17 protein-coding genes are annotated in these 24,969 nt (G+C 50.1%); 10 read left to right on the top strand and 7 right to left on the bottom strand.

Features of this window, described 5'->3' with window-relative positions:
• The first annotated feature begins 5 nt into the window (after nucleotides 1-5).
• From CRO03_RS14665 to CRO03_RS14680, 4 genes are all read left to right on the top strand, one after another.
• Nucleotides 6-818 carry a TlpA family protein disulfide reductase gene (locus CRO03_RS14665; protein ID WP_097112389.1) on the top strand — a complete coding sequence of 271 codons (813 nt, stop codon included), beginning with the start codon at nucleotides 6-8 and terminating at the stop codon, nucleotides 816-818.
• Nucleotides 819-916: 98 nt separating this feature from the next.
• On the top strand, nucleotides 917-1,936 hold the full coding sequence (locus tag CRO03_RS14670) for a Fe(3+) ABC transporter substrate-binding protein (protein ID WP_097112390.1): 1,020 nt from the start codon (nucleotides 917-919) through the stop codon (nucleotides 1,934-1,936).
• Between the two features lie 42 nt (nucleotides 1,937-1,978).
• Entirely contained in the window at nucleotides 1,979-3,613 is a 1,635-nt protein-coding gene (locus CRO03_RS14675; RefSeq protein WP_097112391.1) for an ABC transporter permease, read from the top strand.
• A 2-nt stretch (nucleotides 3,614-3,615) separates the two neighbouring features.
• Entirely contained in the window at nucleotides 3,616-4,656 is a 1,041-nt protein-coding gene (locus CRO03_RS14680) for an ABC transporter ATP-binding protein (protein WP_097112392.1), read from the top strand.
• Between the two features lie 72 nt (nucleotides 4,657-4,728).
• Here CRO03_RS14680 and CRO03_RS14685 read toward each other — a convergent pair whose 3' ends face one another.
• The 4 genes from CRO03_RS14685 to CRO03_RS14700 form a co-directional block, all read right to left on the bottom strand.
• On the bottom strand, nucleotides 4,729-5,631 hold the full coding sequence (locus tag CRO03_RS14685) for an amino acid ABC transporter substrate-binding protein (protein WP_141397754.1): 903 nt from the start codon (nucleotides 5,629-5,631) through the stop codon (nucleotides 4,729-4,731).
• 105 nt (nucleotides 5,632-5,736) lie between these two features.
• Nucleotides 5,737-6,480: a substrate-binding periplasmic protein gene (locus tag CRO03_RS14690; protein WP_097112394.1), complete on the bottom strand. Its 744-nt coding sequence runs from the start codon at nucleotides 6,478-6,480 to the stop codon at nucleotides 5,737-5,739.
• 219 nt (nucleotides 6,481-6,699) lie between these two features.
• Complete coding sequence (locus CRO03_RS14695; protein ID WP_097112395.1) at nucleotides 6,700-7,869, bottom strand: E22 family MetX-like putative esterase; 1,170 nt, start codon at nucleotides 7,867-7,869, stop codon at nucleotides 6,700-6,702.
• Between the two features lie 11 nt (nucleotides 7,870-7,880).
• Nucleotides 7,881-9,182 (bottom strand): GntP family permease, encoded by a 1,302-nt coding sequence (locus CRO03_RS14700; protein ID WP_097112528.1) that lies wholly within the window; start codon nucleotides 9,180-9,182, stop codon nucleotides 7,881-7,883.
• A gap of 154 nt (nucleotides 9,183-9,336) precedes the next feature.
• On the opposite strand from CRO03_RS14700, the gene CRO03_RS14705 reads away from it, so the two are divergent.
• Together CRO03_RS14705 and CRO03_RS14710 are read left to right on the top strand one after the other, a co-directional pair.
• Complete coding sequence (locus CRO03_RS14705; protein ID WP_097112396.1) at nucleotides 9,337-11,652, top strand: TonB-dependent receptor; 2,316 nt, start codon at nucleotides 9,337-9,339, stop codon at nucleotides 11,650-11,652.
• A 72-nt stretch (nucleotides 11,653-11,724) separates the two neighbouring features.
• On the top strand, nucleotides 11,725-12,378 hold the full coding sequence (locus CRO03_RS14710; RefSeq protein WP_097112397.1) for a response regulator: 654 nt from the start codon (nucleotides 11,725-11,727) through the stop codon (nucleotides 12,376-12,378).
• Between the two features lie 64 nt (nucleotides 12,379-12,442).
• Here CRO03_RS14710 and CRO03_RS14715 read toward each other — a convergent pair whose 3' ends face one another.
• Both CRO03_RS14715 and CRO03_RS14720 read right to left on the bottom strand, forming a co-directional pair.
• Entirely contained in the window at nucleotides 12,443-15,931 is a 3,489-nt protein-coding gene (locus CRO03_RS14715; protein ID WP_097112529.1) for a PAS domain-containing hybrid sensor histidine kinase/response regulator, read from the bottom strand.
• Between the two features lie 43 nt (nucleotides 15,932-15,974).
• Nucleotides 15,975-16,724 (bottom strand): 3-hydroxybutyrate dehydrogenase, encoded by a 750-nt coding sequence (locus CRO03_RS14720; RefSeq protein WP_097112398.1) that lies wholly within the window; start codon nucleotides 16,722-16,724, stop codon nucleotides 15,975-15,977.
• A gap of 391 nt (nucleotides 16,725-17,115) precedes the next feature.
• Here CRO03_RS14720 and CRO03_RS14725 point away from each other — a divergent pair, with 391 nt between their 5' ends.
• Nucleotides 17,116-18,717, top strand: coding sequence for an AbgT family transporter (locus CRO03_RS14725; protein ID WP_097112399.1), 1,602 nt, complete (start codon nucleotides 17,116-17,118; stop codon nucleotides 18,715-18,717).
• A gap of 55 nt (nucleotides 18,718-18,772) precedes the next feature.
• Here the strand turns inward: CRO03_RS14725 and CRO03_RS14730 are convergent, their stop codons facing one another.
• Nucleotides 18,773-19,798: a LacI family DNA-binding transcriptional regulator gene (locus CRO03_RS14730; RefSeq protein WP_097112400.1), complete on the bottom strand. Its 1,026-nt coding sequence runs from the start codon at nucleotides 19,796-19,798 to the stop codon at nucleotides 18,773-18,775.
• A gap of 431 nt (nucleotides 19,799-20,229) precedes the next feature.
• Here CRO03_RS14730 and CRO03_RS14735 point away from each other — a divergent pair, with 431 nt between their 5' ends.
• The 3 genes from CRO03_RS14735 to CRO03_RS14745 all read left to right on the top strand — a co-directional run bounded on the left by CRO03_RS14735 (nucleotide 20,230) and on the right by CRO03_RS14745 (nucleotide 24,907).
• The gene (locus CRO03_RS14735) at nucleotides 20,230-22,905 is read left to right on the top strand and encodes a TonB-dependent receptor (RefSeq protein ID WP_170949029.1); all 2,676 of its coding nucleotides are present in this window, start codon (nucleotides 20,230-20,232) and stop codon (nucleotides 22,903-22,905) included.
• A 71-nt stretch (nucleotides 22,906-22,976) separates the two neighbouring features.
• Nucleotides 22,977-24,002 carry a cupin-like domain-containing protein gene (locus tag CRO03_RS14740; protein WP_097112401.1) on the top strand — a complete coding sequence of 342 codons (1,026 nt, stop codon included), beginning with the start codon at nucleotides 22,977-22,979 and terminating at the stop codon, nucleotides 24,000-24,002.
• A gap of 194 nt (nucleotides 24,003-24,196) precedes the next feature.
• Nucleotides 24,197-24,907: a SapC family protein gene (locus CRO03_RS14745; RefSeq protein ID WP_097112402.1), complete on the top strand. Its 711-nt coding sequence runs from the start codon at nucleotides 24,197-24,199 to the stop codon at nucleotides 24,905-24,907.
• Nucleotides 24,908-24,969: the final 62 nt, after the last annotated feature.

The raw sequence follows: 24,969 nt of genomic DNA on the forward strand, positions 1-24,969 counted from the left end.
ATGATATGACCGCTGTAACTGTTGGCCCTTTGGCGTTGCCCATCACCCCGTTGCTATTACTTATCAGTGTGTTACTTGGATTACTGGTAGCAGCCCTGGTAGGGCGTAAATATAAGGTATCGGTTACCGATCCGCTGCTAACCATTTTGCTGGGAAGCTTACTATTCGGCCGGCTGGTTTTTGTGGCGCGCTTTGCCGACAGTTACGATTCACTCTGGCAGATGCTGGATATCCGTGACCGGGGCTTCGACCTGCTGGCCACAGTATTAGCGGCACTGCTGATTTTAGTCTGGCTGCTATGGCGCCGCCGGCAGCAGCGGCAAGCGTTGCTGGCCGGGGTACTCACCGTCTCGATGCTGTTTGGCGCTTTTAGTTCGGTGATTTTTGTTGGCCGGCAACAGGCGGTATTGCCGGCAATCAGCTTTCAGCAACTCAATGGTGACAGTGTTAACCTGGCAGAGCTGGGGCAGGGCAGGCTAACCGTTGTTAATTTATGGGCTACCTGGTGCCCACCGTGCCGGCGGGAAATGCCGGTGCTACAGCAGGCTGAGCGGCAATACCCTGACGTGCGGTTTGTGCTGCTTAATCAGCGGGAGCACCCGCAACTTGTCCAGCAGTACTTACAACAAGCCGGTTTGCGGTTTAACCATTTGCTGCTGGATAGGCAAGGCCAGCTTGCCACCCAGTTAGGCGCTCATGGTTTACCGGTTACCTTGTATTTTGGCGCAGATGGCCAGTTGCTGCAAAGTCATATGGGTGAGCTTTCTGCGGCCAGTCTGGCGCAGAGTCTGCAACAGCTGGGCGTGAGCACAGATTAAATATTTTATAAATATAGATCGCAAACTTATTGAGAATAATTCGCGTTTATGGTTATATAGCAACCCTGATGTTGCCCGCAAACCGGAGTAGCCTTACTATGCGAATGAAATCAACCTTATTAGTTATTGCCGCACTTAGCAGTGCGTTGTTCAGTACTGCTACAGTTTTCGCCAGCGAAGTTAATATTTATTCTGCCCGGCAGGAAGAGCTGATAAAGCCTTTGCTGGATAATTTCAGCCGTGATACCGGCATTAAAGTGAATTTAATCACCGGCAAACCGGATGAACTAATTAGCCGCCTGGCCAGTGAGGGGCGCAACAGCCCGGCCGATTTACTAATCAGCACTGACGTAGGCCGCTTGTACCGCGCCAAAACTCAGGGCGTATTACAAAGTATTGAATCTGAAGCGTTAACAAGCGCAATTCCGGAACAACTGCGCGACCCGGCTGGTCAGTGGTATGGTTTAACGATGCGTGCCCGCCCAATTATGTATGTACCAGGTAAAGTGAAACCAGAAGAGCTTTCTACTTATGCCGACCTGGCTGACCCGAAATGGCGGGGCCGTATTTGTATTCGTTCCTCTGACAACATTTATAATCAGTCTATGGTCGCCGGGCTGATTGCTCATGAGGGCGCTGCGGCAGCAGAGCAGTGGGTGAAAGGATTAGTTGCGAACTTTGCCAGACCACCACGGGGTGGTGATCGTGACCAAATCAGTGCCGCTGCTAATGGTGTCTGTGATATCGCCATAGCCAATACCTATTATCTGGGTGGCATGCTGGCCAGTGCAGAGCAGCGCGCAACCGCAGAACAAGTGAAGGTGTTCTGGCCTGATCAGGATGGTAACGGCGCACACGTCAATATCTCCGGCGCCGGTGTTGCCGCCTATGCCCCGAATAAAGTAAACGCTGTGCGCTTACTGGAATATATGGTTAGTGAGCAGGCGCAACAGTGGTACGCCGAGGCAAACCATGAATATCCGGTTGTTGCCGGGGTGCAAGCCAGTGATTTATTGCAAAACATGGGTGAGTTTAAAGCTGATAAGTTGAACCTGGATAAACTGGGCGAGCTGAACGGTGAAGCTATCCGGGTAATGGACCGGGCTGGCTGGCGTTAATCAGCCGCCGGAATCAACGCAGCGGTTCAGCAAAGAGGTAGTATGCTGCCATTAAAAGCGGATATCTGGCGTTGGTCAGTACTGATCCCGGCATTGCTGTTAGCAATGCCGGTTTTAGTCGTTTTTGGCAGCGTATTCAGCCCGGATATTGAGGTTTGGCGCCACTTGCGCCAAACCGTACTGGCCGATTACATCATTAATTCTTTGTTACTGGCGTTTGGCACAGGCGCTGGTGCGCTCATTATCGGTACCAGTACCGCTTGGCTGGTCAGCCAGTATCAGTTTATTGGTCGGCGCGTGTTGCAGTGGTTGCTGTTGCTGCCACTGGCGATGCCGGCTTATATTATTGCTTATACCTACACCGGTATGCTCGATTTCGCCGGGCCAGTGCAAGGCTGGTTGCGCGATTATTTTGGCTGGGTCTATGGCGATTACTGGTTTCCGGAGATCCGCTCATTAAGCGGCGCTATCCTGATGTTATCGCTGGTGCTGTATCCCTACGTGTATATGCTGGCGCGCAGCGCCTTTCGTGAGCAATCCAGTAGTATGCTGGAAGCCAGCCGCACCCTGGGTTTCTGCCCGCGCCAGCATTTCTGGAAAGTAGCGCTGCCGCTGGCACGGCCGGCACTACTGACCGGGGTGGCATTGGCGATGATGGAAGCGTTCGCCGACTATGGCACCGTGCAGTACTTTGGTATCGCGACCTTTACCACTGGTATTTTCCGAACCTGGTTTGGCATGGGCAGCCAGGGCGGCGCTGCCCAGCTAGCTGCTTTGCTAAGCAGTTTTGTATTGGTATTACTGGTACTGGAGCAGTGGTCGAGACGTAAAATCCGCTATTTTTTCCAGGGCCAGCGCCAGCAAATCAGCCCGCTCCGTAAATTACCGCTCTCCCGCCAGATGCTGGTGGCGCTTATCTGTTTATTGCCGGTGTTGCTGGGCTTTATTGTGCCGGCTAGTCAGCTGGCCAGCTGGGCCTTACCAAACTGGCCAACTTTGTTTACCATAGATTTTGGCCGGCTGATCTGGAATAGCTTTAGTCTGGCGGCACTGGCAGCGGTGTTATCAGTTATGCTGGCGCTGTTGTTTGGTTACGCCAGCCGGCTGCGCCGCGACCCGCTGGTGCGGTTGCCGGTGCGCCTGGCGGCACTGGGCTATGCCATTCCGGGCACCGTTATTGCTATTGGCGTGATGATCCCGCTGGCCTGGCTGGACCGGAATATCGATTTGCTGGCTGAGCAATGGTTTGATATCCGCACTGGCCTGCTGTTGTCGGGTACCCTATTTGCCTTGTTACTGGCTTACAGTGTGCGCTTTCTGGCCGTATCGTTACATAGCGTAGAAGCGGGGCTGGAACGAATTAAACCCAGTATGGACAATGCCGCCCGCTCGCTCGGAGCCGGTCCGTTGCAGGTACTGCGCCGGGTCCATGTGCCGCTGTTACGCGGCAGCGTGTTAACTGCATTAATGCTGGTGTTTGTTGACGTGTTAAAAGAGCTACCAGCTACCCTGATTTTACGGCCGTTTAATTTTAATACCCTGGCGGTACGCACTTATGAGCTGGCGTCAGACGAACGGCTGGCCGACGCCGCCTTACCTGCGCTTGCTATTGTTTGTGTTAGTATTATTCCGGTTATTTTGTTGTCGCGGACGCTGGATGCCAGCAGAGGATCTTAAGCATGTTAGTTCTGGATAAGCTGGCAGTCGCCTATGGCCCGCATGTGGTGGTCAAAGATGTCAGCCTGGCGCTGGCCGAGGGCCAGATTGGTTGTTTAGTTGGCCCGTCTGGCTGTGGCAAAACCACCTTGCTGAGGGCAATAGCCGGCTTCGAGCCTGCCGCCAGTGGCAGTATCAGCTTACAGCAGCATATCGTCAGCGACCAGCAAACCCAATTGCCTACCGAGCAGCGCCGGGTAGGCATGGTATTTCAGGATTTTGCCCTATTTCCGCATTTATCAGTGGCCGACAACATCAGTTTTGGCCTGCAGGGGCAGAGCAGCAAGCAAAAGCACGCCAAAGTAAAACAGTTGCTGCAACTGGTGGGCTTACCCGACCTTGCTAACCGCTATCCACACCAGTTATCCGGTGGCCAGCAACAGCGGGTGGCGTTAGCCCGAGCCCTGGCGCCAGAGCCTAAGGTACTGTTGCTGGATGAACCCTTTTCCAGCCTGGATGCAGAGCTGCGCGAAGCGTTGGCCCGCGATATCCGGCAAATTTTACAACAGTTAAAAATTACCGCGGTAATGGTAACCCACGACCAGTTCGAAGCTTTTACCATGGCCGATATGGTCGGGGTAATGCAGCATGGTAAGTTACAGCAATGGGCCACCCCTTATGAGCTATATCATAAGCCAGCCAGCCGCTTTGTGGCCGACTTTGTCGGGCGTGGGGTAATGTTACCCGGTGAAATGCTGGACGCCACAAGAGTGCAAACCTGTCTCGGTATTTTTAACCAGCGTTATCTGCAAAATGCTAACAACGGCGACAAAGTCGATGTGCTGATCAGGCCCGACGATATCGTGCACGATGATGATAGTGGCATTACTGCTAAAGTGCTGGAAAAGTCATTTCGCGGCTCCCACATCCTGTATACCCTGGCACTCAGTGGCGGCGAGCATGTGTATTGTCTGGCGTTAAGCCATCATAATCATGCCATCGGCGAGCAAATAGGCATCCGCCTCGATCTAGACCACCTGGTATTATTTCCCCGTATTTCGTAAAACCTGGCTGCACTCACAGTGCGGCAGCTGGGGAACGGAAGTTTGCAATAGTTTTTGGCAACGACACTAATGCTATTGATTCTCTGAATTCGTGATCCCAAAGTCGGCAGGCGTTATCCAATAATCCGGATTATTAATATCGTGAAACGTCATGGTTGGGTTGGGTATGCTCAGATAAAGTTTAGGTTTGCCGTTTTGCAGGGGAAAGATCGATTTTGTCAGTGGATGCTTGCGCATCAACTCGTTGATTTGCCCCTGCTGTCCTGCCATTTCCATACCTTGTTGCAGTTTTTCTGCTAGCCCGGGGGCTGATTTCGACACATAAAAGAAAACAGCAAAAGGGTAGTGCAACATAATATCGTCGAAACGCATCAACTGCGGGTAGGCAAGGCTTCTTTGCTCAAGCTCCAGCAAAACATCGTGATAACCGCGCGGGAAATAATCACAACGACCGAGCGCAACCATTTTAAACAGCGCTTCATAATTTACAGAGGTGGTAACCTGAAGACCTGCCTGGCTCAAAATAAGCGTATCTGCCCAGTGCTGGCCCTGACATGCCACTTTAGTACGAAGGGCTTGCAGCGAGTCAATTCTGCTAAAATCGGCAATCTGTTGTTTGGCGATAATGAATTTCCGAAAGCCAATCAGGCCGCGGGTGGTTGGTACTTTAATGGGTATTAAATCTTCGGCTAATGACTGTTCAGCTCCCAACCAATACAAATTTATTAAGGTGCCTTTTTTTAATTCGATTTTAGCTCTGCCCTCGGAGATCACCGGGATCTGTTGAATGTCGACTTTGCTGATATCAACACCTGAATTGGTGAGGGCAATATCCAAAAGGCGCATGTGGTAATCGTGGGCAATATCGAACTGTGAGCGTGGTCCGGGTACGGTAATCGTCAGTTCCACAGCAGCGGCTAATTGCAGGTGACAGCAGAGCGTTAGCCAGCAAAACATTGGGACTGTTCGGTTCATATAAAAATGTTCTTCGGGCGCCGTCAATTACACTTATAGTTGAAAAGGTTGCTTCAGAGCAAGCAAAATTCTGACGGAATTTTAAGGTTAGAGTACCAACACGCCTTAATACTGCGGTAGCAGGGTCTCAATAATTTGCTGATACTGGCCGGAGGCTTTTAATTGCTGCAGGCCCAGATTAAAGCGTTCCATACGTTTTTGGTTTGCCGGATCTTTTTTGGATAAAACTAAATACATTGGCCGTTGTTCCAGTACCGGCGTTAACCAATCCAGTTGCTGCTGATGTTGCGGCAAAAGGTTTTCAAGCAAATATAAACCATTGAGTAAATCGGCAGGTACTAAATCTACCCGTTGCCGTGCCAGCATTGCCAGCGCCTGCTCGTCGGTAGCGACCTGAATAGTTTCAATACCACTTTCCACCAGGCCAATTGGCTGCATATAGCCTTGCACCGCACCCAGCCGCTTATGCTGCCTGGCAAGATCCTGAAAATTCTGAAAGCTGATAATGTCTGTTTTGCGTTTGAATAACACAATCTGGTTAGCGTATAACGGCTGGGAAAAATAGAAATGTTCGGCACGTTGATCGCTGTACCAGGCGGCCACTAAACCGCTGTAATGACCTTGCTGACTTTCATACAACGCGCGGGCGAAGGGTAAAAATTCGATTTCCAGCTGCACGCCCTGCAGGGCAAAAGCCTGGCGGATTATTTCGATAGTGGCGCCCTGCTGAGCCAGTTGCTCACCATAATGCGGATAATAATTGCTGCTGGCCAGCCGGATAACCTCTGCTTTGACAGCAGCGCTGCTTAGCAGCATTAACAGCAGAAGATTGAATAATCTGAACATCATACAGCGTAGCCTTAATAACCCTTTCAAAAACTATTTCAATAACTATGTCGTTATTAGTTTCGATATATGAAAGTGTTACATAAATTTAAGGCAAAGCGAGGGCCAGATTTAACTAATCAATGAAATATCAGATTTCTATCAGCTAATAATGCCAGCTAATAAAAAAGGGACACCCTGAAAAAGCGGCATCCCATCCAGGAACGGTAACAGGACTCAGGGTTATTCTTTGTCCAGAAAGTTTTGAATATGGTCGGCAACCGCAGTAATACCGACTACCCCATCCAGGTGACCCCAGATGCCGGGTATCTCAGCATATTCCACTTGTTTGCCAGCGGCACGCATGGCTTCGACGCTGGCCTGAGCCATTTCTGGCAGCAATAGTTGGTCACCGGTAGCGGGTAAAAACAAGGTTTTGGCCTGCACCCGGCTAAGTGCCTGCTGCCAGTTGTCGCCCATGCCAGCGCGGTATAATTGAGAAGCGCGTACCAGGTATAAAATATGGTTAGCGTCCTGCATTTTTGCACGCAGTTTAGCGTGAGCCATTAACTGCTCCCAGGCAGAAAAGCTGGCCAGAATATCCCGATGCGGCGCTTTGTCAGTTTCCGGTGCCGGGTAGCGCATATTAAAACCAGTGGGGTAAACGGCATCCTGAATAATATAGGCCAGCGCGGTGGTTAAGCCCTGCTCTGGCTGGCCATGCTGATAATAATCGCCGCCGCGCCAGGCCGGGTCTTGTTTAATCGGGTAGGCCCAGCGTTCTAAACGTACTGCGGCCCAGGCATCAATATAAGCAGTACCTATGACCGGTATTAAGCGTTCAACCCGTTGTGGGTAGCGGGTGGCCCATTCAATGGCCTGGAAAGAACCCATTGAACCGCCAATAACCGCATGCAGCTTGTTAATACCCAAACTGTCGAGCAATGCTTTTTGCACCTCAACAAAATCACCAATAGTTACCACCGGAAAGCTTAAACCATAAGGCTTACCGGTTGCCGGGTTTACGGTAGCCGGGCCGGTAGTAATCACGTTCGGGTCAAACACATTGGCGTTCACCAGGGTATCAACACTCAGCACATAATATTTGTTGGTATCAATGGCTTTGCCGGGGCCGATAATGGCATCCCAGTAACCGGGCGCCGCGTCTGATTGCTGATATTTCCCGGCTGCATGCGAGCTGCCAGAAAAAAAGTGGGTGATCAGAATAACATTTGATTTATCTTCGTTTAGCTTGCCATAAGCTTCCCAGCCGACTTTTACCGGGCTGATTACGGCACCATTTTCTGTGGTAAAGCGCTCAATCTCAAACGCCTGCTTACTGACCAGCATGGCCTGGCTGTGCCAGCCAGCGAGCATTAATGTCAGTAATAAAAATGTCCTGAATAGTTTCATTTTTTTAATCCTTAAAACCATTGAAACAACACGATGGCCAATACCACGCCCAGCAACGGCATTAACACACTTACCACCGCCATAGGCCAGTAAGCGTTCTGGTGGGTTTCACCACAGATAGCACGAATAGTGGTGACCACGTAGCCATTGTGCGGCAATGAGTCGAGTGCGCCCGATGAAATAGCAACCACCCGGTGTAATTGCTCGGCATCGACACCACGATCTAAGTATGTTGGCGCAATTTCCGGCAGGGCAATTGCCTGACCACCCGAGGCCGAGCCTGTTAAGCCGGCAATAGCACTAACTGCGACTGCCGCGCCCACTAATTCCGGGCCGGGCAGGTGGGTCATATAATCAACTACGCTGCTAAAGGCTGGGGTTAACTTGGCAACACTGCCAAAGCCAACCACAGCCGCGGTATTACCAATAGCCAGTAACGCACCCAATACACCTTCATTGGTGGCCGCGGCCGGGTTGGTCAGGAAGCGGAAATTCAGCAGATATAAACTGACTACACCGCCGGCGAGGGCAATAATTAGTGCTGCTTGCTGCAGACTGTCGTGCAACAGGAAAGAGGTAATCAGCACCACCAAAAGTGGAATTAAACCGGTTAACCAATGGGGTAAGGGTTTGTCGGTTAAGGTTGGATCGCTGGCGCGCTGCACAAACTGCTCGCCGTTTTTCACCGCATTTTTAATCATCCACATCAGGCTGAAATAGCCACCGACCGCCATAAACAACGCCACCACTATGCTGACTTGCCAGCCAGCGTAAGGCGTAGTGCCTAAATAAGCGATCGGGATCCAGTTCTGAATTTCCGGCGAGCCGGCTGAGGTCATGGTAAAGGTAACTGAACCCAGCGCCAAGGCCGCCGGAATAAAGCGCCGGGGTAAATTGGCACCTTTAAACAAGCTGACAGCCATCGGGTAGGCCGAAAAAGCCACCACAAACAAGCTGACGCCACCATAAGTTAATACCGCACAAGCCAGCACGATGGCCAGCACTGCCCGGGTATGCCCCAGCCGTTTAACAATAGCCAGCGCCACTGCGTCAGCCGCGCCGGTGTGCTCCATTAATTTACCGAACAAGGACCCCAGCAAAAACATCAGAAACCAGGCGGCAACAAAGCCGGCGAATCCATTCATGTAACCGTGAACAAAATCAATTTTATCAGCTACTTGCCAAAATGGTATACCATTGGTCGCCGCCACAAGTAATGCACACAAGGGTGCTGTTATAAATAAATTAAAGCCGCGCATGGTGAACACGATCAACAGGCCTAAACCCAGTAGCAAGCCAAAGATACTTAACATCGGCAAATCCTTGTTATCATTTTCAGCTAGTCTGATACAGCTTGGCGATTGCCACCATAGTACTAAGGTACAGGTTAAAAATTCTGCGTTTAGGCCTACAGTAACAGCACTGGTTAGTACCACATTTTGCAATCAATCAGCAGGAGAGCCAACGATGGCCAATAACTATAACAATGATGCACAGCACAAGTTTACCCGCTCGGCCCTTAAACCCAGCCTGTTAGCTCTGGCTATCAGCAGCTGTCTGGCGGTGCCGGCGATGGCACAGCAACAGGACGCGGCTGAAGCTGAATTAAAACTGGAACGTATTGAAGTAACAGCGCGGCGCACGGTGGAAAGCTTGCAGGAAGTGCCGGTGGCGGTTACCTCGATAGGTGCGACCGATATTGCCGAGCGCGGGTTGGCATCAGTAGTGGAAATACAACAGTTTTCACCCAATACCACCTTACAGGCCAGCCGGGGCACTAACTCTACCCTGACCGCATTTATCCGTGGTGTAGGCCAGGAAGACCCATTGTGGGGTTATGAGCCAGGCGTTGGTATTTATATAGATGATGTCTATGTGGCCCGGCCACAAGGTGCGGTGCTGGATATCCTGAACGTCGAGCGGATTGAAGTACTGCGCGGCCCACAGGGTACGCTGTATGGTAAAAATACTATTGGTGGGGCATTAAAATATGTTACCCGCGAGATGACCGGTGATACTGAGTTTTCGGTAAGTGGCACCGTAGGTAGTTACAATCAGCGCGATGTTAAAGTCACCGGCCAGATCCCACTGATCGCCAATACCTTATATCTGGGTGTCGGCTATGCCAACTTGCAACGCGATGGCTACGGTAAGTTTCTGACTTCGGCACTGCCAGGCCAGGACAATGAAAACTACAACAAAGATTTACAGGCACTACGCCTGACCCTGGAATACCGGCCACAGGATAATTTATTTTTCCGGCTGAATTACGATAAAACCGAAGATGACTCTAACGCCAAAGGCGGTTACCGGTTACTGCCCAGTTTGTTAACTGACGCGCCGGTGCCAGACAGCGTCTACGATTCATACACCAGTATGCCGACCTGGAACAAAGTTGAGACGGATGGCATCAGTTTGACTGCGGCCTGGGATATCAATGATAACTATACCCTGAAGTCGATAACCTCCAAGCGCACCAGTTACTCGCCAACTAACATTGATTTTGACAATACCTCTATCCGTATTTTCGATGTGCCGGCAATATATGATGATGAAAGTTTCACCCAGGAACTGCAGTTAAACTACCAGACTGATGGCTTTAAAATGGTCTCTGGTTTGTACTATTACACCTCTGATTCCTGCGGTGTATTTGATGCCATTCTTGAAGTGCTGGGACAAGGTGCATTTGGCACTCCTGGTTTAACCCGCGAGGTGGGTGGTTGCAGTAACGGCGACAGCACCGCGGCCTATGCTCAGGGCAGTTATGACTTAAATGACAAATGGTCAGTTACCGCTGGTTTACGCTACACCAAAGATGAAAAAGAAGCCACGGTACGCAATGGCTTGATATTTGATACGGTGTATCCGGAGTCAGGCTGGATCCCAGGCTATGTGCGGCCAGATGGTTTAACCACACCGGTAGTGCTGGATGATAAAGAAGACTGGACTAAGTTGACGCCGAAAATCGGCGTCGAATATCAGCACAGCAGAGATATGATGTTGTATGCCAGCTTTAGCCAGGGCTTTAAGTCCGGTACCTTTAACCCGCGGGCAACGGTAGCTGAGCCGGCAGCCGATCCAGAAACGGTTAATTCATATGAAATCGGTATGAAGAGCGACTGGAACGACAATCTGCGCTTAAACGCCACCTTGTTTATGCTGGACCATAAAGACCGTCAGTATATCTCCGTTATTCCAGACCCTGACGATGCCTCGGCATTAAACCAGCGGTTGGGTAACATCGGCCGCTCAGAAGCAACCGGTGCTGAACTTGAAATGACCTGGATAGCCAGCCGCAACCTGAACATTTATGCCAATATTGGTTTAATTGATGCGAAGTTTAAAGAAGCACTAACTTTTGATCCGGTTGAAGGCGCTGTTGATATCTCTGACCGCTTCACGATTACCAATACGCCGGAAACCACTGCTACAGTTGGTTTTAGCTACGACATGATTACTGATTTCGGTGATATTATCTTTAACGGTAACTATGCCTATCGCAGTGACTATGATCTGGTTGAACTGGACAACCTGTTATCGCAGGATGCCTATGGCTTGCTGAACCTGGGGGTAACCTGGTTGAGTAATAATGGTCAGTGGCGGGTGGGCTTACATGGTAAGAACCTGACCGATGAGCAATACTTAATTGGTAACTACGCTTTTATTGCCCCAGATCCGGCTAATCCGGGTGAGTTCATTCCTGGCCTGGGTGGCGATAATACCTTAATTGGTTACTATGGTGCGCCGCGTGAAGTCAGCTTAACGGTAGCATACCGCTTCTGATACGTTAAAAACCTTGCCGGGGCGTAAGCCCCGGTTCATTATAGTGAGCCCCAGTGCTCAGAAGTAAACGTTATGATAGCTATCATCGCTGATGATCATCCTTTATTCCGGGTTGCCTTAGCCCAGGCCTCTTCCGCCATTTTAGGCAACGATGCGTTGCTGTTACAAGCGCAAACCATGGAGCAAGTCTGGCCGTTACTGCGCCAGCACCCTGATACCCACTTTATCTTTCTTGATTTAAAAATGCCGGGCTCTGACGGTTTTACCGGCCTTAGTGCCCTGCGTACCGAGTACCCCGACGTGCCGGTTATAATGGTGTCTGCCGAGGAAGATCCGGTTATTATTAAGCAAGCACTGGCCTTAGGCGCCGCAGCTTATATTCCTAAATCGGTGCCACTGGAATTGTTATCTGATGCGATAAGCGCCGTATTAAATGGCGACAGCTGGTTGCCACCCGGCCTGGCAGAGGATGTTAAAAATGCCAAGCCCCTTATCGATAACGATTTTGCCCAGCGCTTAGAGCAACTGACTCCGCAACAGTTTCGGGTGTTGAAAATGATTGCCGATGGTTTGCTGAACAAACAAATTGCCTATGAAATGAACGTGCAGGAAACCACCATTAAGCAACATGTGTCGGCTATTTTACGCAAACTTAATGTTAATAACCGCACTTTAGCCGGTATTATGTTTGAAAAGTTGCGCCTGCCAGAGAGCTATACCGGTTAATTACTTTCCCGATACCTGATTACCGATGTCAGAATACCGATGTTAGAATACCGATGTTAGAATATTAGTCTCGCAATAAACGCTGGAACAGTCGCTTCAGGGCGGCCGGTTTTAACGGCTTTAACAGAAAGTAAAAGCCACTGTTCAGCGCCTGTTCGCGAATATTCTGATCGTGATCAGCAGAATGAATAATGACCGGCACATTTATCGCAAAGTGGCTGGCCAGTTGCTCTGCGACAGCGACACCGGTAGCGGCGTTATCAAGATGATAGTCAAACAGGCATAAGTCTGGTTTCAGCCCCTGACGAATGGCTGCCAATGCCTCACCGGGCTGGCTGACTGCCGTAACCTGACACTGCCAGCTACTTAGCAGGGCGCTGACCGCACTGAGTAAATGGGCTTCGTTATCCAATAACAAGACCTTTTTGCCGGCAAAGCTGGCACTGATTTCATTGCTGCTGGCAGGCAGTATTGCTGCAATCGCTGGTGATGTTGCCAAAGGCAGCATTAAACTAAAGCAGCTACCTTTGCCGGGTATCGACTGCACACTGAGTTTATGACCGAGAATGTCACTTATTCGCAGTGCAATGGCCAGACCGAGGCCCAGGCCTTTCTGGTCTGGCTGGCTGCCTTGCTGAAATTCTTCAAATATACGTTGCTGGTCCGCTTTCGCAATGCCAGCCCCGGTATCAATGACTCGGATCTGCAAGTGGTTGCCAGCACGTTTAACGCCAAGTACCACTTTGCCCTGACTTGTATAGCGCACTGCGTTGGCCAGCAGGTTCTGGACAACCCGCTTTACCAGTTTGCGGTCTGTACTGACACTAAGTTTACTGCTGTAAATCCGAAACTGCAGGCCTTTCTCAGCAGCCAATGCCGCCGCATCCCGTCCAATGTCATCCAGTAGCTGGCTGACGGAAACCGTTTGCGGGTAGGCTTTAATTACCCCGGAATCAAGCTTGGTTAAATCCAGAATAGCGGTTAACAGCTCTTCTGCTGAATTAAGAGAGTTTGTCAGATTGACACTGAGTTGACGCAGTTCCGGAGTGTTACTTTGTTGGCGCAATAAGCCTGCAAACAACGCAGCGGCATTAAACGGCTGCATCAGGTCGTGGCTGGCGGCGGCAAAAAAGCGGGTTTTGGCGGCAGTGCTGGCTTCCAGTTGCTGCTGGGTTTGTTGTAACTGTTGATTTAATTGCTGCAGTTCATAGGTGCGTTCGCTTACCCGCTGTTCGAGCAGGGTATTGCTTTGTTCCAGCTGAGTCTGCACTTCAATAAAAGAGCTGACATCTGTGTAGGTCGTCACAAAACCACCACCGGGTAACGGGTTGCCCTGCATTTCCAGCACCCGGCCATCTTGCTGCTGGCGCTGGAACTTATAGCTGCTACCCTGACGCAGAAAGCTCAGCCGTTTGCTGACTTCTGCATCAATATTTTCACTGTCTATCAGGCCGCGTTGTAAATTAAAGCGAATGACATCAGCGACCGGTTTGCCTACCTCCACCATACCCGATGGATAACTGAACATATCGATGTAACGTTGGTTCCAGGCTATCAGCCTTAAATCCGCATCGACGACGCTGATCCCCTGGCTGATATTGTCAATAGTCGACAGTAGCAGTGCCTGGTTAAACTGAAATACCTGACTGGCTTCGTCAACGAAACGCTCTACCGTTTCCATCGGCAACTGAGCATGCTTGCCGGCAGCATCCATAATCAGCCGCATCGAGGCGCCGCCTACGACCGCAGCCAGACTGCGTTCAGCTGCTTGTACCAGATTGAGCGGCGCAAGTTGGTTCTGACCAGGTGTAGGGTCTTTTAAATTGCGCAGTAACAGCCGCCGGGCTTCTTTTTCGCCGGCAAAGCGTTTCACCAGCAAGAAGCAATCCTGCACGCTTAACTGCAGGCTGCGCCGATTTTGCTCAGTACTGAGCTGTGCCCGCAAAAAACGGCCGCTTTCCAGCCATTCACTCACCCGGGTATTGCTGAACTGGCTTATCAGCAACACCATCAGACAGTTTACTGATAAGCTCAGTAATACGCCTAAGCTTAATGGATCGGCCTGCCAGCCAAACAATTGCTGGGGGGCCAGCCAAGACAGACCGAATGGGCCCTGACCCAGCCAGTCAGACCCCATCAGGCCTGCTCTGCTGATTTCCGGTAACAACAAAATGTAGGCCCAGACTACCGCACCGCTCAGCACCCCGGCGATAGCACCCTGGCGGTTGACTTTACGAGACAGCAAACCAAGGATTAATGCCGGTGCCAGCTGTGCCACCAGAGCGAAGGCCATTAAGCCCAGTTGGGCCAACCCGGTCTCAGTGCCGATAAAACGATAGTACACAAAGCCCAGCGCCATAACCGTTAACATCGCAGAGCGGCGTAGCGTGGCCACTTTAACTTTGTTCTGTTGCTCGGGTTGCAGCTGGCTGCTGCGGTAAATAAGAGGCGCCAGCAATTCGTTGGTGATCATAATGCCCAGCACCACTGTGGCGACCACCACCATGCTGGTGGCGGCAGAAAAACCACCGAGATAAGCCAGTAAGGCAATATCGGTGCGGTTAGCGGCCAGCGGCAACTGTAATACCACGACGTCAATGTTGACGTCGTTCCCCAGCAACATAACGCCGGCTAATGCCAGCGGCAGGGTAAAAATACTCATTAACAGCAAATAGAGCGGGAAGATCCAGCGGGCACTGCGCAGGTGGCTCAGTTTCTGGTTTTCAACAAAGCTGACATGAAACTGTCTTGGTAAACAAAGCGTGGCAAAAAAACCGAGCAGGGCGTGCAGCCAGTAGGCATGCATCGGTAGGGCTTGTTGGCGTAATTTACTGATTGCCGGGTCCACTGCGGCACTGTCAAAAATGCTGGCGAAGCCATCGAACATGCCAAACACCACAAAACAGCCAATGGCCAGCAGCGCCAGCAGTTTAATCAGTGATTCAAACGCGATAGCGGTCATCAGGCCGGGATTAGGCTGATGAGCCCGGGCACTTTTACTGACAAACAGCAAGGCAAAAACCGCCATCCATAAACTGACATAAAAGCCGGTATCGGTATACCAGTGCTGGCCAACCTCTGCCTGCACCAGGGTGTTAATACTGGTAGAGACGGCATGCAATTGCAGCGCGATGTAGGGGATAACCGCCATGATCAGAATTAAGGTAATTAACACTGCCAGTGAGCGGGAGTGGCCAAAGCGGGTGGCTATAAAATCGGCAACGGAGGTAATACGATAGCGCCGGCAGGCAATGGCGATGCGGGCTATTAGTTTGAAGCCGAACCAGAATAGAATAAAAGATCCGATGTAGGTCGGGGGGATCCACCAGCCATTCACCGCTGCCTGAGCAGTAACGCCATAAAACGCCCATGACGTGCAGTAAATAGACAGGGCGAAGCTGAATATCCAGGGGGCCAGCGGATGCCGGGCAGTAATACGTCTGCCAAAACGGCCAACACTGAATAAAATCAGCAGGTAAACCAGTGATATGGCGGCTATGGTGGCTAAACCAATGCCGCTGCCATTTTCAATCATCTGTTGCGGTGAGGTCATGTAATACTCGTTAGCCGATTGTGCCTCAGTTACCGGCTTAGCGCTAGCGGGCTGTCCAGCCACCATCCAGGATTAAGGTTTGCGCTGTCATATGCCTGGCGCCATCCTGACATAAAAATGCGGCCATCTCCGCGATTTCACTGACATCAATAAAGGCTTTCTGCGGCATGGGGGCCAGCATAATTTGTTCAATGACCTGTTGCTCGGTCAGGTTATGCTCTTTAGCCTGAGCGGCAATTTGCTGCTCTACCAGGGGTGTTTTAACGTAGGCCGGACAAATAGTATTAATGGTAAAATTTTTATCAGCGTTTTCCAGCGCCACTACTTTGCTAAAGCCGAGCAAGCCATGTTTCGCCGCAACATAGGCAGACTTAAACGGTGAGGCTATTACCGCATGAATAGAGCCGATGTTAATCACCCGACCAAAATTATTGTTGCGCATTGCCGGCAGCATGGCGCGGGTGAGCATAGCCGGCCCGGTTAGCATGACGCTGAGTAATAGCGCCCATTTTTCCGGCGGAAAGTCTTCCAGTCGTGCCACATGCTGAATACCCGCATTATTAACCAGAATGTCAGCCGGAAAGCGTTTGGCACAGTCTTCAATAGCGTGCTGATCAGTAACATCCAGGACACAGTAGTCAGCGGCAATACCCTGACTAGTGAGCTCTGCGGTTTTTTGCTGTAACAGGTTCTGGTTTAAATCAGCTAATACCACCTGATAGCCGGCCTTGCCAAAATGGTTGGCGATCGCAAAACCAATACCACCGGTGCCACCGGTAATGACTGCTCGCATAGGGTTACTCCTGTAATCGTTAATAGCTTATGCTAGGCAGCCAGAGGGCGACTGGCAACGGTACTTTAGTGCTATGAGTGCTACTCAACAGCTATTCGCAGCAGGCATAACAGAGTATTAGTCGCAGAATTTGTCGTTTTCAACGGCAATTTGGTGTAATAGCCTGTGCTACCACAGCCTCACGCTTTGCGTACAGCCTTTCCTGTGATAGATTTGGCCGATAAATACTATAAAAAGTCAGCTTAAGGCCGTGTTTTGGCCTGGTTAAGTTGCGATATATCAGGCTCTTGCGCTACTTTTTCACCCTGAGCCATAAAAACAACTAAAAAGCTGTTTATTAATTCCAGATAATTACTGACGTTATCTGTGCTTTGACCAAGAGGAATTCAATATGACAAACGCTGGTAGAACACCTGTCCCGGCAGGACCGAAGCGTGGCTGGTTTACCCGTTTTCTGGATACGGTAGAGTGGCTGGGCAATTTATTACCCCATCCGGTAACCTTATTTGCTTTATTTGCTGTACTGGTCGTTGTCGGTAGCGGTGTTGCTGCCTATTTTGATTTCAGCGCCGTAGACCCAAGACCTGAGGGAGCCGCCGGACGTTCTGCCGATGGCATTATCCGGGTGGTCAGCTTGTTCAGTGTTGATGGGCTGCAACGGATTATTGCTAATCTGGTGACTAACTTTACCAGCTTCCCGCCACTTGGGGTGGTACTGGTAGCCTTGCTTGGCGTCAGTATTGCTGAGCATTCCGGCCTTATTTCTGCAGCAATGCGTGGCCTGGTGATGGGCGCATCAAAAAGAATGGTTACCGTTACTATCGTTTTTGCCGGTATTGTTTCAAACACGGCATCAGAGCTGGGCTATGTGGTGCTTATCCCAATGGCTGCGGTGATTTTTCATTCGCTTGGCCGTCACCCGCTGGCCGGTTTAGCAGCCGCTTTTGCCGGTGTCTCAGGTGGTTATAGTGCTAATTTATTTATTGGTACCGTCGACCCGCTGCTGGCTGGTTTTACTACGTCAGCCGCCAACCTGATTGACCCGTCCTATAATGTCGGCCCTGAAGCAAACTGGTATTTTATGATTGCCAGTACCTTCGTTATTGCAACATTGGGCGCCATTGTCACTGAGAAAATTGTTGAGCCTAAATTAGGAAAATACAATTCTGATGAAGCGTCCATTGATTTAGGAGCTCAGCAGCTTGATAAATTAACTGCCCGGGAAAGATTAGGCTTAAAAGGCGCTGGCCTGGCATTTTTACTGTTAGCGGTTTTACTGGCATTAAGCATAGTGCCCGAGTGGGGTATCTTACGGAACCCGGAAACCGGCGGTGTACCTGATTCGCCTTTTTTAAAAGGTATAGTGGTTTTTATCTTTGTCACCTTTGCCATACCTGGCTTTGTTTACGGCAAAATTGTCGGCACTATGAACACAGATCGTGATGTGATCAATGCGATGTCGAAAAGTATCGGCTCCATGGGGCTGTATATTGTGCTGGTGTTTTTTGCAGCGCAATTTGTCGCCTTCTTTGGCTGGTCAAACATGGGCGCTATTTTCGCAGTAAAAGGCGCGACCGCCTTGCAGGAAATGGGCCTGACTGGGCCACTGTTGTTTGTATTTTTTATTGCCATGTGTGGCTTTGTTAATCTGATGCTGGGATCAGCATCAGCGCAGTGGGCCATAACGGCGCCCATTTTTGTGCCGATGCTGATGATCGTCGGCTACTCACCGGAAGTTATTCAGGCAGCTTACCGGATAGGTGATTCGGTAACCAATGTCATTACGCCGATGATGAGCTACTTTGGACTTATTCTTGCCGTAGCAGCACGATATAAAAAAGATATGGGGCTGGGCACGCTGATTGCGACGATGCTGCCATACTCGATGGTCTTTTTTATCGGCTGGACTATTTTATTTATTTTATGGGTGTTTGTCGCGGGTTTCCCGGTGGGCCCAAACGCGCCGACCTATTACGAGTTTAGTGCAGGGTAATACTGCCGTTTATAAAAAACCGCTGATTACAGCGGTTTTTTTTGACTTATAAAGCTTAACCGCCGGGCGAAGTGGACTCTCGTACGACCAGTTCCGGGATAAATACCGTCTGCTGTTTAACATCAGCTTTGTTGTTGGTTTTTTTGCTGCACTTAAATAACAGCTCTGCAGCGTATTGGGCAATAGTGGTGTTCGGCTGATGAGCAGTTGTCAGTCGCGGCCAGGTCTGGCGCGAAAACGGGCTGTTTTCAAAGCCGGCAATTGCCAGTTGCTCCGGAATAGCGACATTCATTAAGCGGGCGCTAAATAAGGCGCCGGCTGCAATTTCATCGTTACAGGCAAATATTGCGCTGGGCTTATGTTTGGCGCTCAGCAAGGTTTTGGCACGGGCGACACCTGATTCAAAGGAGTAGCTGCCGGATACTACCCACTCCGGTCTCGGTTTCAGGCCGCGTTTACCCAGCGCAGCTTCAAAACCCGCCAGCCGTTCGCCGCTGGAACTGTGTTCTTCGTCACCGCCTAAAAAGGCGATATCGGTGTGGCCCAGTTCCAGTAAATGATTAGTAATTTTAAATGCCGCAGTAAAATCGTCTACCAGCACGCAGTTGCTGAGTTTTGGTGATGGCGTAGAACCGGAAATAATCCGGACAAAGGCAATATCTTTTGCTGTCAGCGCTTCAGCCAGATGCGGCATTTCTGAAAACGGTGGCGTTAACACCAACCCTGCCAGCCGCGAGCGTTCAACCAGCTCGAGTACTTCCTGCACAATGTCCGGTGACTTGGCGTTAGTGGGGTGAATAATTAATTCATAATGATGTTTGCGACACGCATCCAGCATGCCGCGTTGCATCTCAATAACATAATAGGCATTGGGGTTGTCATACACATAACCAATGCTGTAAGAGCGGCTGCTGGCCAGATTGCGGGCGGCAGAGTTAGGTTGATATTGCAGCTGCTTAATGGCGGCAGTTACTTTATCAAAAGTGTCTTTGCGCACCGAGGGTTCGTTGTTCATCACTCTGGATACGGTTTTTATCGAGACACCCGCCAGTCTTGCTACATCGTTAATGGTTATTTTCATTGATCTTCTCAGGTCGGCATAGCCGCTTATATTGCTCAGTCTAGCATATTGCAGCAGGTTTATAACATGCCTTGTTGGTCATTATGACAGCGCTAGCCAATGTTCAGGCTGATACAAAAATGTTCAACATCGGTTATTGCAATAAATTGCAACCATCGAACGCCTGCAGACAGGCTTTAAACCGGAGTAATGGATATTAATATTTATAAATCAGTAGCATAACTTATTTCTCACGCCTTGTAGCTGCCGATTCCCACGAGCAGGCTTGTTTTGCGAAACACTTCTACCACCCTAATAACTGGTTAAAAAAACAGCTTAAAATCTTTGCAAAGCAAAATTAATTTGTGTATGTTTAACTCAGATGACAACGCTGTCATTAATATAAAAGATAAAAAGTACCATGCCAATGAGCACAGGAACGGGAGAAACACATGCTGCACAACAACGTAAGAAAAAGTGTTATAGCGGTAAAAATGGCGATAATTGCCGGAGCTGCAGTTACAGCAATGCCGGTAGTGGCACAGGATGACGGGGCAAAAGAGCAACAAGTCGAAGTAATTCAGGTTAGGGGTATTCGTGCCTCGCAGGAAGCTAACCTGAATGCCAAGCGATATTCCAATGCCATCGTTGATGTAGTGACAGCGGAAGACATTGGCAAGTTTCCGGATAAAAACGTCGCTGAATCGCTGTCCAGGATCACCGGTGTCGGGGTGAGCCGCGAATTTGGTGAAGGTGAAAAAATTACCATTCGTGGCGCCAGTTCCTCAACAAACCGTACCTTATTAAATGGTCAGACGGTGGCAACTGCCGACTGGTTTATACTGGATAATCCGGGCCGTAGTTTTAACTACACCATGCTGCCCTCAGCCCTGGTATCAGATTTAGAAGTATATAAATCGCCTTTGGCAAGTATTGATGAAGGTTCGATAGGCGGCACCGTTATTTTGCGTACCCGGACGCCGTTGTCGATGGAGGCAAATTCGCTAAACCTCTCGCTGGAAGGTCAGTATTCAGAAGCATCAGAGCAGTGGGACCCGCAACTGTCCGGCATGTACTCATGGAAGAACGAAGCAGAAAGCTTCGGGGTACTGGTGTCGGCGATAAAACAAGACCGTAAAGTGGTCCGGCAGGGCTTTGAAGTGCTGGGCTGGCCAAATAATGCTGATTTAGACGCAAAATTACCAAGTCATATTGGGGTGCCCCGCTTTGAGCAGGATCGTGAACGCGAAACGCTGTTTTTGTCGTTGCAATCCCGGCCCAATGACAATCTGGATATGGTACTCAATATCCTGGATTCAAAAGTTGATGCCAATAATCATAACCAGAACTGGCTTATTTTCGTCAACAACAACGCAGGTTCGCTAACTAATACTGCGCTTGAAAATGGCAGTATTGTTGCTGGTGAAGTTGCGGCCGCCGGCACTGCGGCTTATAACTTTATTAACCGCGTATCGTCTACAGAAACCCGTGCTATTGATTTTGATCTTAATTACAGTGCCGACAACTTTGAATTGCATACCCAGCTTGGTCATACCGAAGCAAAAGGAGGCACCTACCGGGAAACATCATGGGAGTACGGCCCTGCAGGAGGCACTGGCTATGACTTCGATTTACGCAGTGGTACGCCGACGGCCAATACTGAAGTTGATGCGACCGATCCGACCCAGTTTCGTCCGGGCTGGATCTGGGGTGGCGAAAAGCCGACAACTGATGAAGAAACCTATGCCCAGTTTGATTTTACTATTCCGGTACAGAAAGGGGCCTTTACTGCCATTAAAACCGGCGCAAAATACCGGATGGCTGAACGGACCCAGGACCGGATAGCGTATAGCTGGCACGGCCCGCAAACCATGACCGGCAATGAAGATGTCGCCGGCAGTTATCTGGATCATATTTTTGCCACTTGTTACGACTGGGCACAGTGCGGCCTGTTTAATGGTACGGTTAATATCGATGCGGTAGTCAATGGCAATATGACCCAACAGATGGCGCACAATCGCCATGCGATGGAGCAGATTGCCTTTGACGGCTTAAATGGGGTACCAGCAGATTTTGCCCGCTCGAAAAACCTCGCTGAGATTTGGACAGTTGAAGAAGATATTCTGGCGTTGTACGTCCAGGGCGACTTTGAGGGTGAGGGCTTTCGCGGGAATGTTGGTGTACGTTTTGTCGATACCCAGCAAACGTCGGGGGGGTATGAGTTCTCGGGAGACTCCTGGGGCCTGTGGACCATTGACCGTGAGTGGCTTACACCTGAAGTGCTGGAATGGGTAGAGACTAAAAACGATTACAGTGAAGTGCTGCCCAGCCTGAATATTGCTTTTGATTTATCTGAAGATCAAATTTTGCGTTTTGGCGCCGCCCGGGTAATGGCGCGCCAGGACTGGAATAATATTTCATCGTCAATTACATATGGTTCACTGAACGTGGCGCAACCAACAGGCAGTGCCAGTAATCCTAATCTGATGCCACAGATTGCAGATCAGTTTGATTTGTCCTGGGAATGGTATTTTGATGCATCCGCGCTGCTTGCTGTAACCTACTTTCACAAAGACATTAAAAGCTACCGCAGTTTCTCAACCTTCGTTGACCAGCGTTACTGGGAAGAAGGCGAAGTGTGGGTTGATGTAACCTTTACCCGGCCGGAGAATGGTCCTGGTGGTACAACCGATGGTATCGAGCTGACATTTCAGCAGGCTTTTGGTGATTATGGGGTTAGTGCAAATTACACCTACACTAACGCCCAGCGTGATGAAGAGCGGCAACTGACACGGCCGGGCTCTGGCCTGGTGGAAGGTACTTCACGGCATATGATGAATGCCAGTGTCTACTATGAAACGGATACCCTCAGTGCCAGGCTGATGTATAACTACCGTACTGAGTGGTATAAAGGCTTACATTTTAATGGTGATGAACTCTGGAATGACAGCTACGGTCAGCTGGATGCCAGTTTCGGTTACAATCTGACAGATACAATCACATTGTCACTGGAAGCGGTTAACCTGACTGATGAGGAAGTGGTGGAGTACAACACCGATACGGCACGTTTATTCTCGATTTATCAGAATGGCCGCCGCTTTACTGCCGGGATCAGAATGGCATTCTAAGCGGGTTAAAAAGTAATAAGTATAAGGGGTTGGCATCAGGTGTTAACCCCTTTTAGTTTTTGGAGTGAACTATGGCTGAGGCAGTAAAATGCTGGCATAACGTCACGGTGGCAAAGTGGCAGCAAGAGATAATGCCTGCTGCAAAACCAGCAATATTAAAAGGCTTGCTAAAGCACTGGCCGGTGGTGCAACGGGCAATGGCGTCTGCGGAGAGTTTGCAGCAGTATATTGCCGCTATGGATAGTGGCTGGCAGGTTGATACGTTGCTGCTGGCCGCGCAAACGGATGGCCGGATAGGTTATCAGCCCGATTGGGCAGGCTTTAACTATGAAAAACGTCAGTACCCGCTAACTGCCATACTGGCTCAACTGCACAAAACCAAAACAGATCCGCAGGCAGTGCGCATTGCCGCGCAAAGTGCACTAGTCAGCGACTGTTTACCTGCTTTTACCGCAGAAAATACTAATCCGTTATTAGCGGCGTCGGTTGCTCCCAGAATATGGCTGGGCAATAAGGTGACGGTGCCGGCGCACTTCGATGACGCCGATAACCTGGCTTGTGTCGTAGCCGGCAAACGGGTTTTTACCTTGTTTGCGCCAGAGCAGGTGTCCAATCTGTACATCGGACCGCTGGACTATACACCAACCGGTGCGCCTATAAGTCTGGTTGATTTCAGCCAGCCTGATTTCAAACGCTTTCCCAGGGCGGCTGAGGCGCTGCAACACGCTTTGACAGCTGAGCTTGAACCCGGTGATGTGTTGTATATCCCGGCATTGTGGTGGCATCAGGTACAGTCCACTGCTGCCGTCAATTTGCTGGTTAACTACTGGTGGAACGGCTCTATAGGCACGACAGACAGCCGGCCGGCGCCCTTGAACGGCCTGCTGCACAGCTTGCTCAGTTTACGTGAGTTACCGCCGCAGCAGCGCCAGGCATGGCAAGCAATGTTCAGTCATTTTCTGCTGAATAATAACGATGATGCACTGGCCCATATTCCAGCTAATAAGCAGGGTATTCAGGGGCAGGGCGCGTTTGCTGCTAAACAGGCAATAACCAACTGGCTGATTAATTCGCTGGCCAGACATACCGAGGGGTAAAGATGTTGTCTGTTGGCAACTACCCGGGTTTATCGCCGGTTTTATCGGTATTCAGCAGTTGATTCACAAGCCAACTTGACGCAAGATAACGCCGGTACGCCAGTGGATCAGACGGTGGCAGCACCTGCAGCTGCTGAAAATATTAACGCCGCACCCAGCTGGTATCTTAAAAATCCCATAACAATGAGTTATCTATGGAACAGAATAAAGTAGTCGCGCTAAATAAAGAACAACACGCCAAGACCAAAATCAGCAATGTTAATGCATTCAGCCATGTTGCCAATCAACATATGTTACCCGTAGTGGTACAGGAGTTTGTGGTGGCGGGTGCTGAGTTTCCGGTTGTTTTTGTTAAAGATGGCCAGAATGACAGCTATCAGCCTGTGGTGTTGCTGGGTTTAGCGGCTAACCAGAACCTGGTAATCGACGACGGTAAATGGCAGGCGCTTTACGTGCCACGGGTAGCGCGCAATTATCCACTGGTGCTGGTGCAACCTGAACCAAAAAGTGACCGCTTAGTAATAGCATTAGATGAAGCGTCAGAGCGGGTTAATGAAACCGACGGTGTGTCATTGTTTAAAGAAGATGGCAGCGAGACTGATTACCTGGCCGATCGGAAAAAGCAAATGGGTGAGTACGTTGAATTCAGCCGGATGACCCGTGGTTTCAGTGAAAAATTAAAGAGCCTGGATCTGATTAAAGAGCAGGTATTGACCATTACTATCGACGGTGAACCGCGCAATATTAATGGTATTCATATGATCGACGAGAAAAAGCTGAACGAGCTGGGAGATGACGTGTTCCTGGAGCTGCGCAAGTTAGGCTTCCTGACAGCCATTTATGCCCACCTGATGTCACTGCAACATACTCAGAAACTGGTGCAAAAGCTGGCTAAGCCGGTCTGATTGCAATATCTGATATTGAAAACGGCACCGTGCAGGTGCCGTTTTTGTTAGTACAGATAAAT

This window comes from Arsukibacterium tuosuense, from assembly GCF_900215315.1.
GTDB classification, from domain to species: Bacteria; Pseudomonadota; Gammaproteobacteria; order Enterobacterales; family Alteromonadaceae; genus Alishewanella; species Alishewanella tuosuense.

Excerpts from the sequence above, each read along its gene's own strand:
- CRO03_RS14665 (WP_097112389.1), top strand. The coding sequence starts at position 6 with ATGACCGCTGTAACTGTTGGCCCTTTGGCGTTGCCCATCACCCCGTTG.
- CRO03_RS14670 (WP_097112390.1), top strand. The coding sequence starts at position 917 with ATGCGAATGAAATCAACCTTATTAGTTATTGCCGCACTTAGCAGTGCG.
- CRO03_RS14675 (WP_097112391.1), top strand. The coding sequence starts at position 1,979 with ATGCTGCCATTAAAAGCGGATATCTGGCGTTGGTCAGTACTGATCCCG.
- CRO03_RS14680 (WP_097112392.1), top strand. The coding sequence starts at position 3,616 with ATGTTAGTTCTGGATAAGCTGGCAGTCGCCTATGGCCCGCATGTGGTG.
- CRO03_RS14685 (WP_141397754.1), bottom strand. The coding sequence starts at position 5,631 with ATGAACCGAACAGTCCCAATGTTTTGCTGGCTAACGCTCTGCTGTCAC.
- CRO03_RS14690 (WP_097112394.1), bottom strand. The coding sequence starts at position 6,480 with ATGATGTTCAGATTATTCAATCTTCTGCTGTTAATGCTGCTAAGCAGC.
- CRO03_RS14695 (WP_097112395.1), bottom strand. The coding sequence starts at position 7,869 with ATGAAACTATTCAGGACATTTTTATTACTGACATTAATGCTCGCTGGC.
- CRO03_RS14700 (WP_097112528.1), bottom strand. The coding sequence starts at position 9,182 with ATGTTAAGTATCTTTGGCTTGCTACTGGGTTTAGGCCTGTTGATCGTG.
- CRO03_RS14705 (WP_097112396.1), top strand. The coding sequence starts at position 9,337 with ATGGCCAATAACTATAACAATGATGCACAGCACAAGTTTACCCGCTCG.
- CRO03_RS14710 (WP_097112397.1), top strand. The coding sequence starts at position 11,725 with ATGATAGCTATCATCGCTGATGATCATCCTTTATTCCGGGTTGCCTTA.
- CRO03_RS14715 (WP_097112529.1), bottom strand. The coding sequence starts at position 15,931 with ATGACCTCACCGCAACAGATGATTGAAAATGGCAGCGGCATTGGTTTA.
- CRO03_RS14720 (WP_097112398.1), bottom strand. The coding sequence starts at position 16,724 with ATGCGAGCAGTCATTACCGGTGGCACCGGTGGTATTGGTTTTGCGATC.
- CRO03_RS14725 (WP_097112399.1), top strand. The coding sequence starts at position 17,116 with ATGACAAACGCTGGTAGAACACCTGTCCCGGCAGGACCGAAGCGTGGC.
- CRO03_RS14730 (WP_097112400.1), bottom strand. The coding sequence starts at position 19,798 with ATGAAAATAACCATTAACGATGTAGCAAGACTGGCGGGTGTCTCGATA.
- CRO03_RS14735 (WP_170949029.1), top strand. The coding sequence starts at position 20,230 with ATGCTGCACAACAACGTAAGAAAAAGTGTTATAGCGGTAAAAATGGCG.
- CRO03_RS14740 (WP_097112401.1), top strand. The coding sequence starts at position 22,977 with ATGGCTGAGGCAGTAAAATGCTGGCATAACGTCACGGTGGCAAAGTGG.
- CRO03_RS14745 (WP_097112402.1), top strand. The coding sequence starts at position 24,197 with ATGGAACAGAATAAAGTAGTCGCGCTAAATAAAGAACAACACGCCAAG.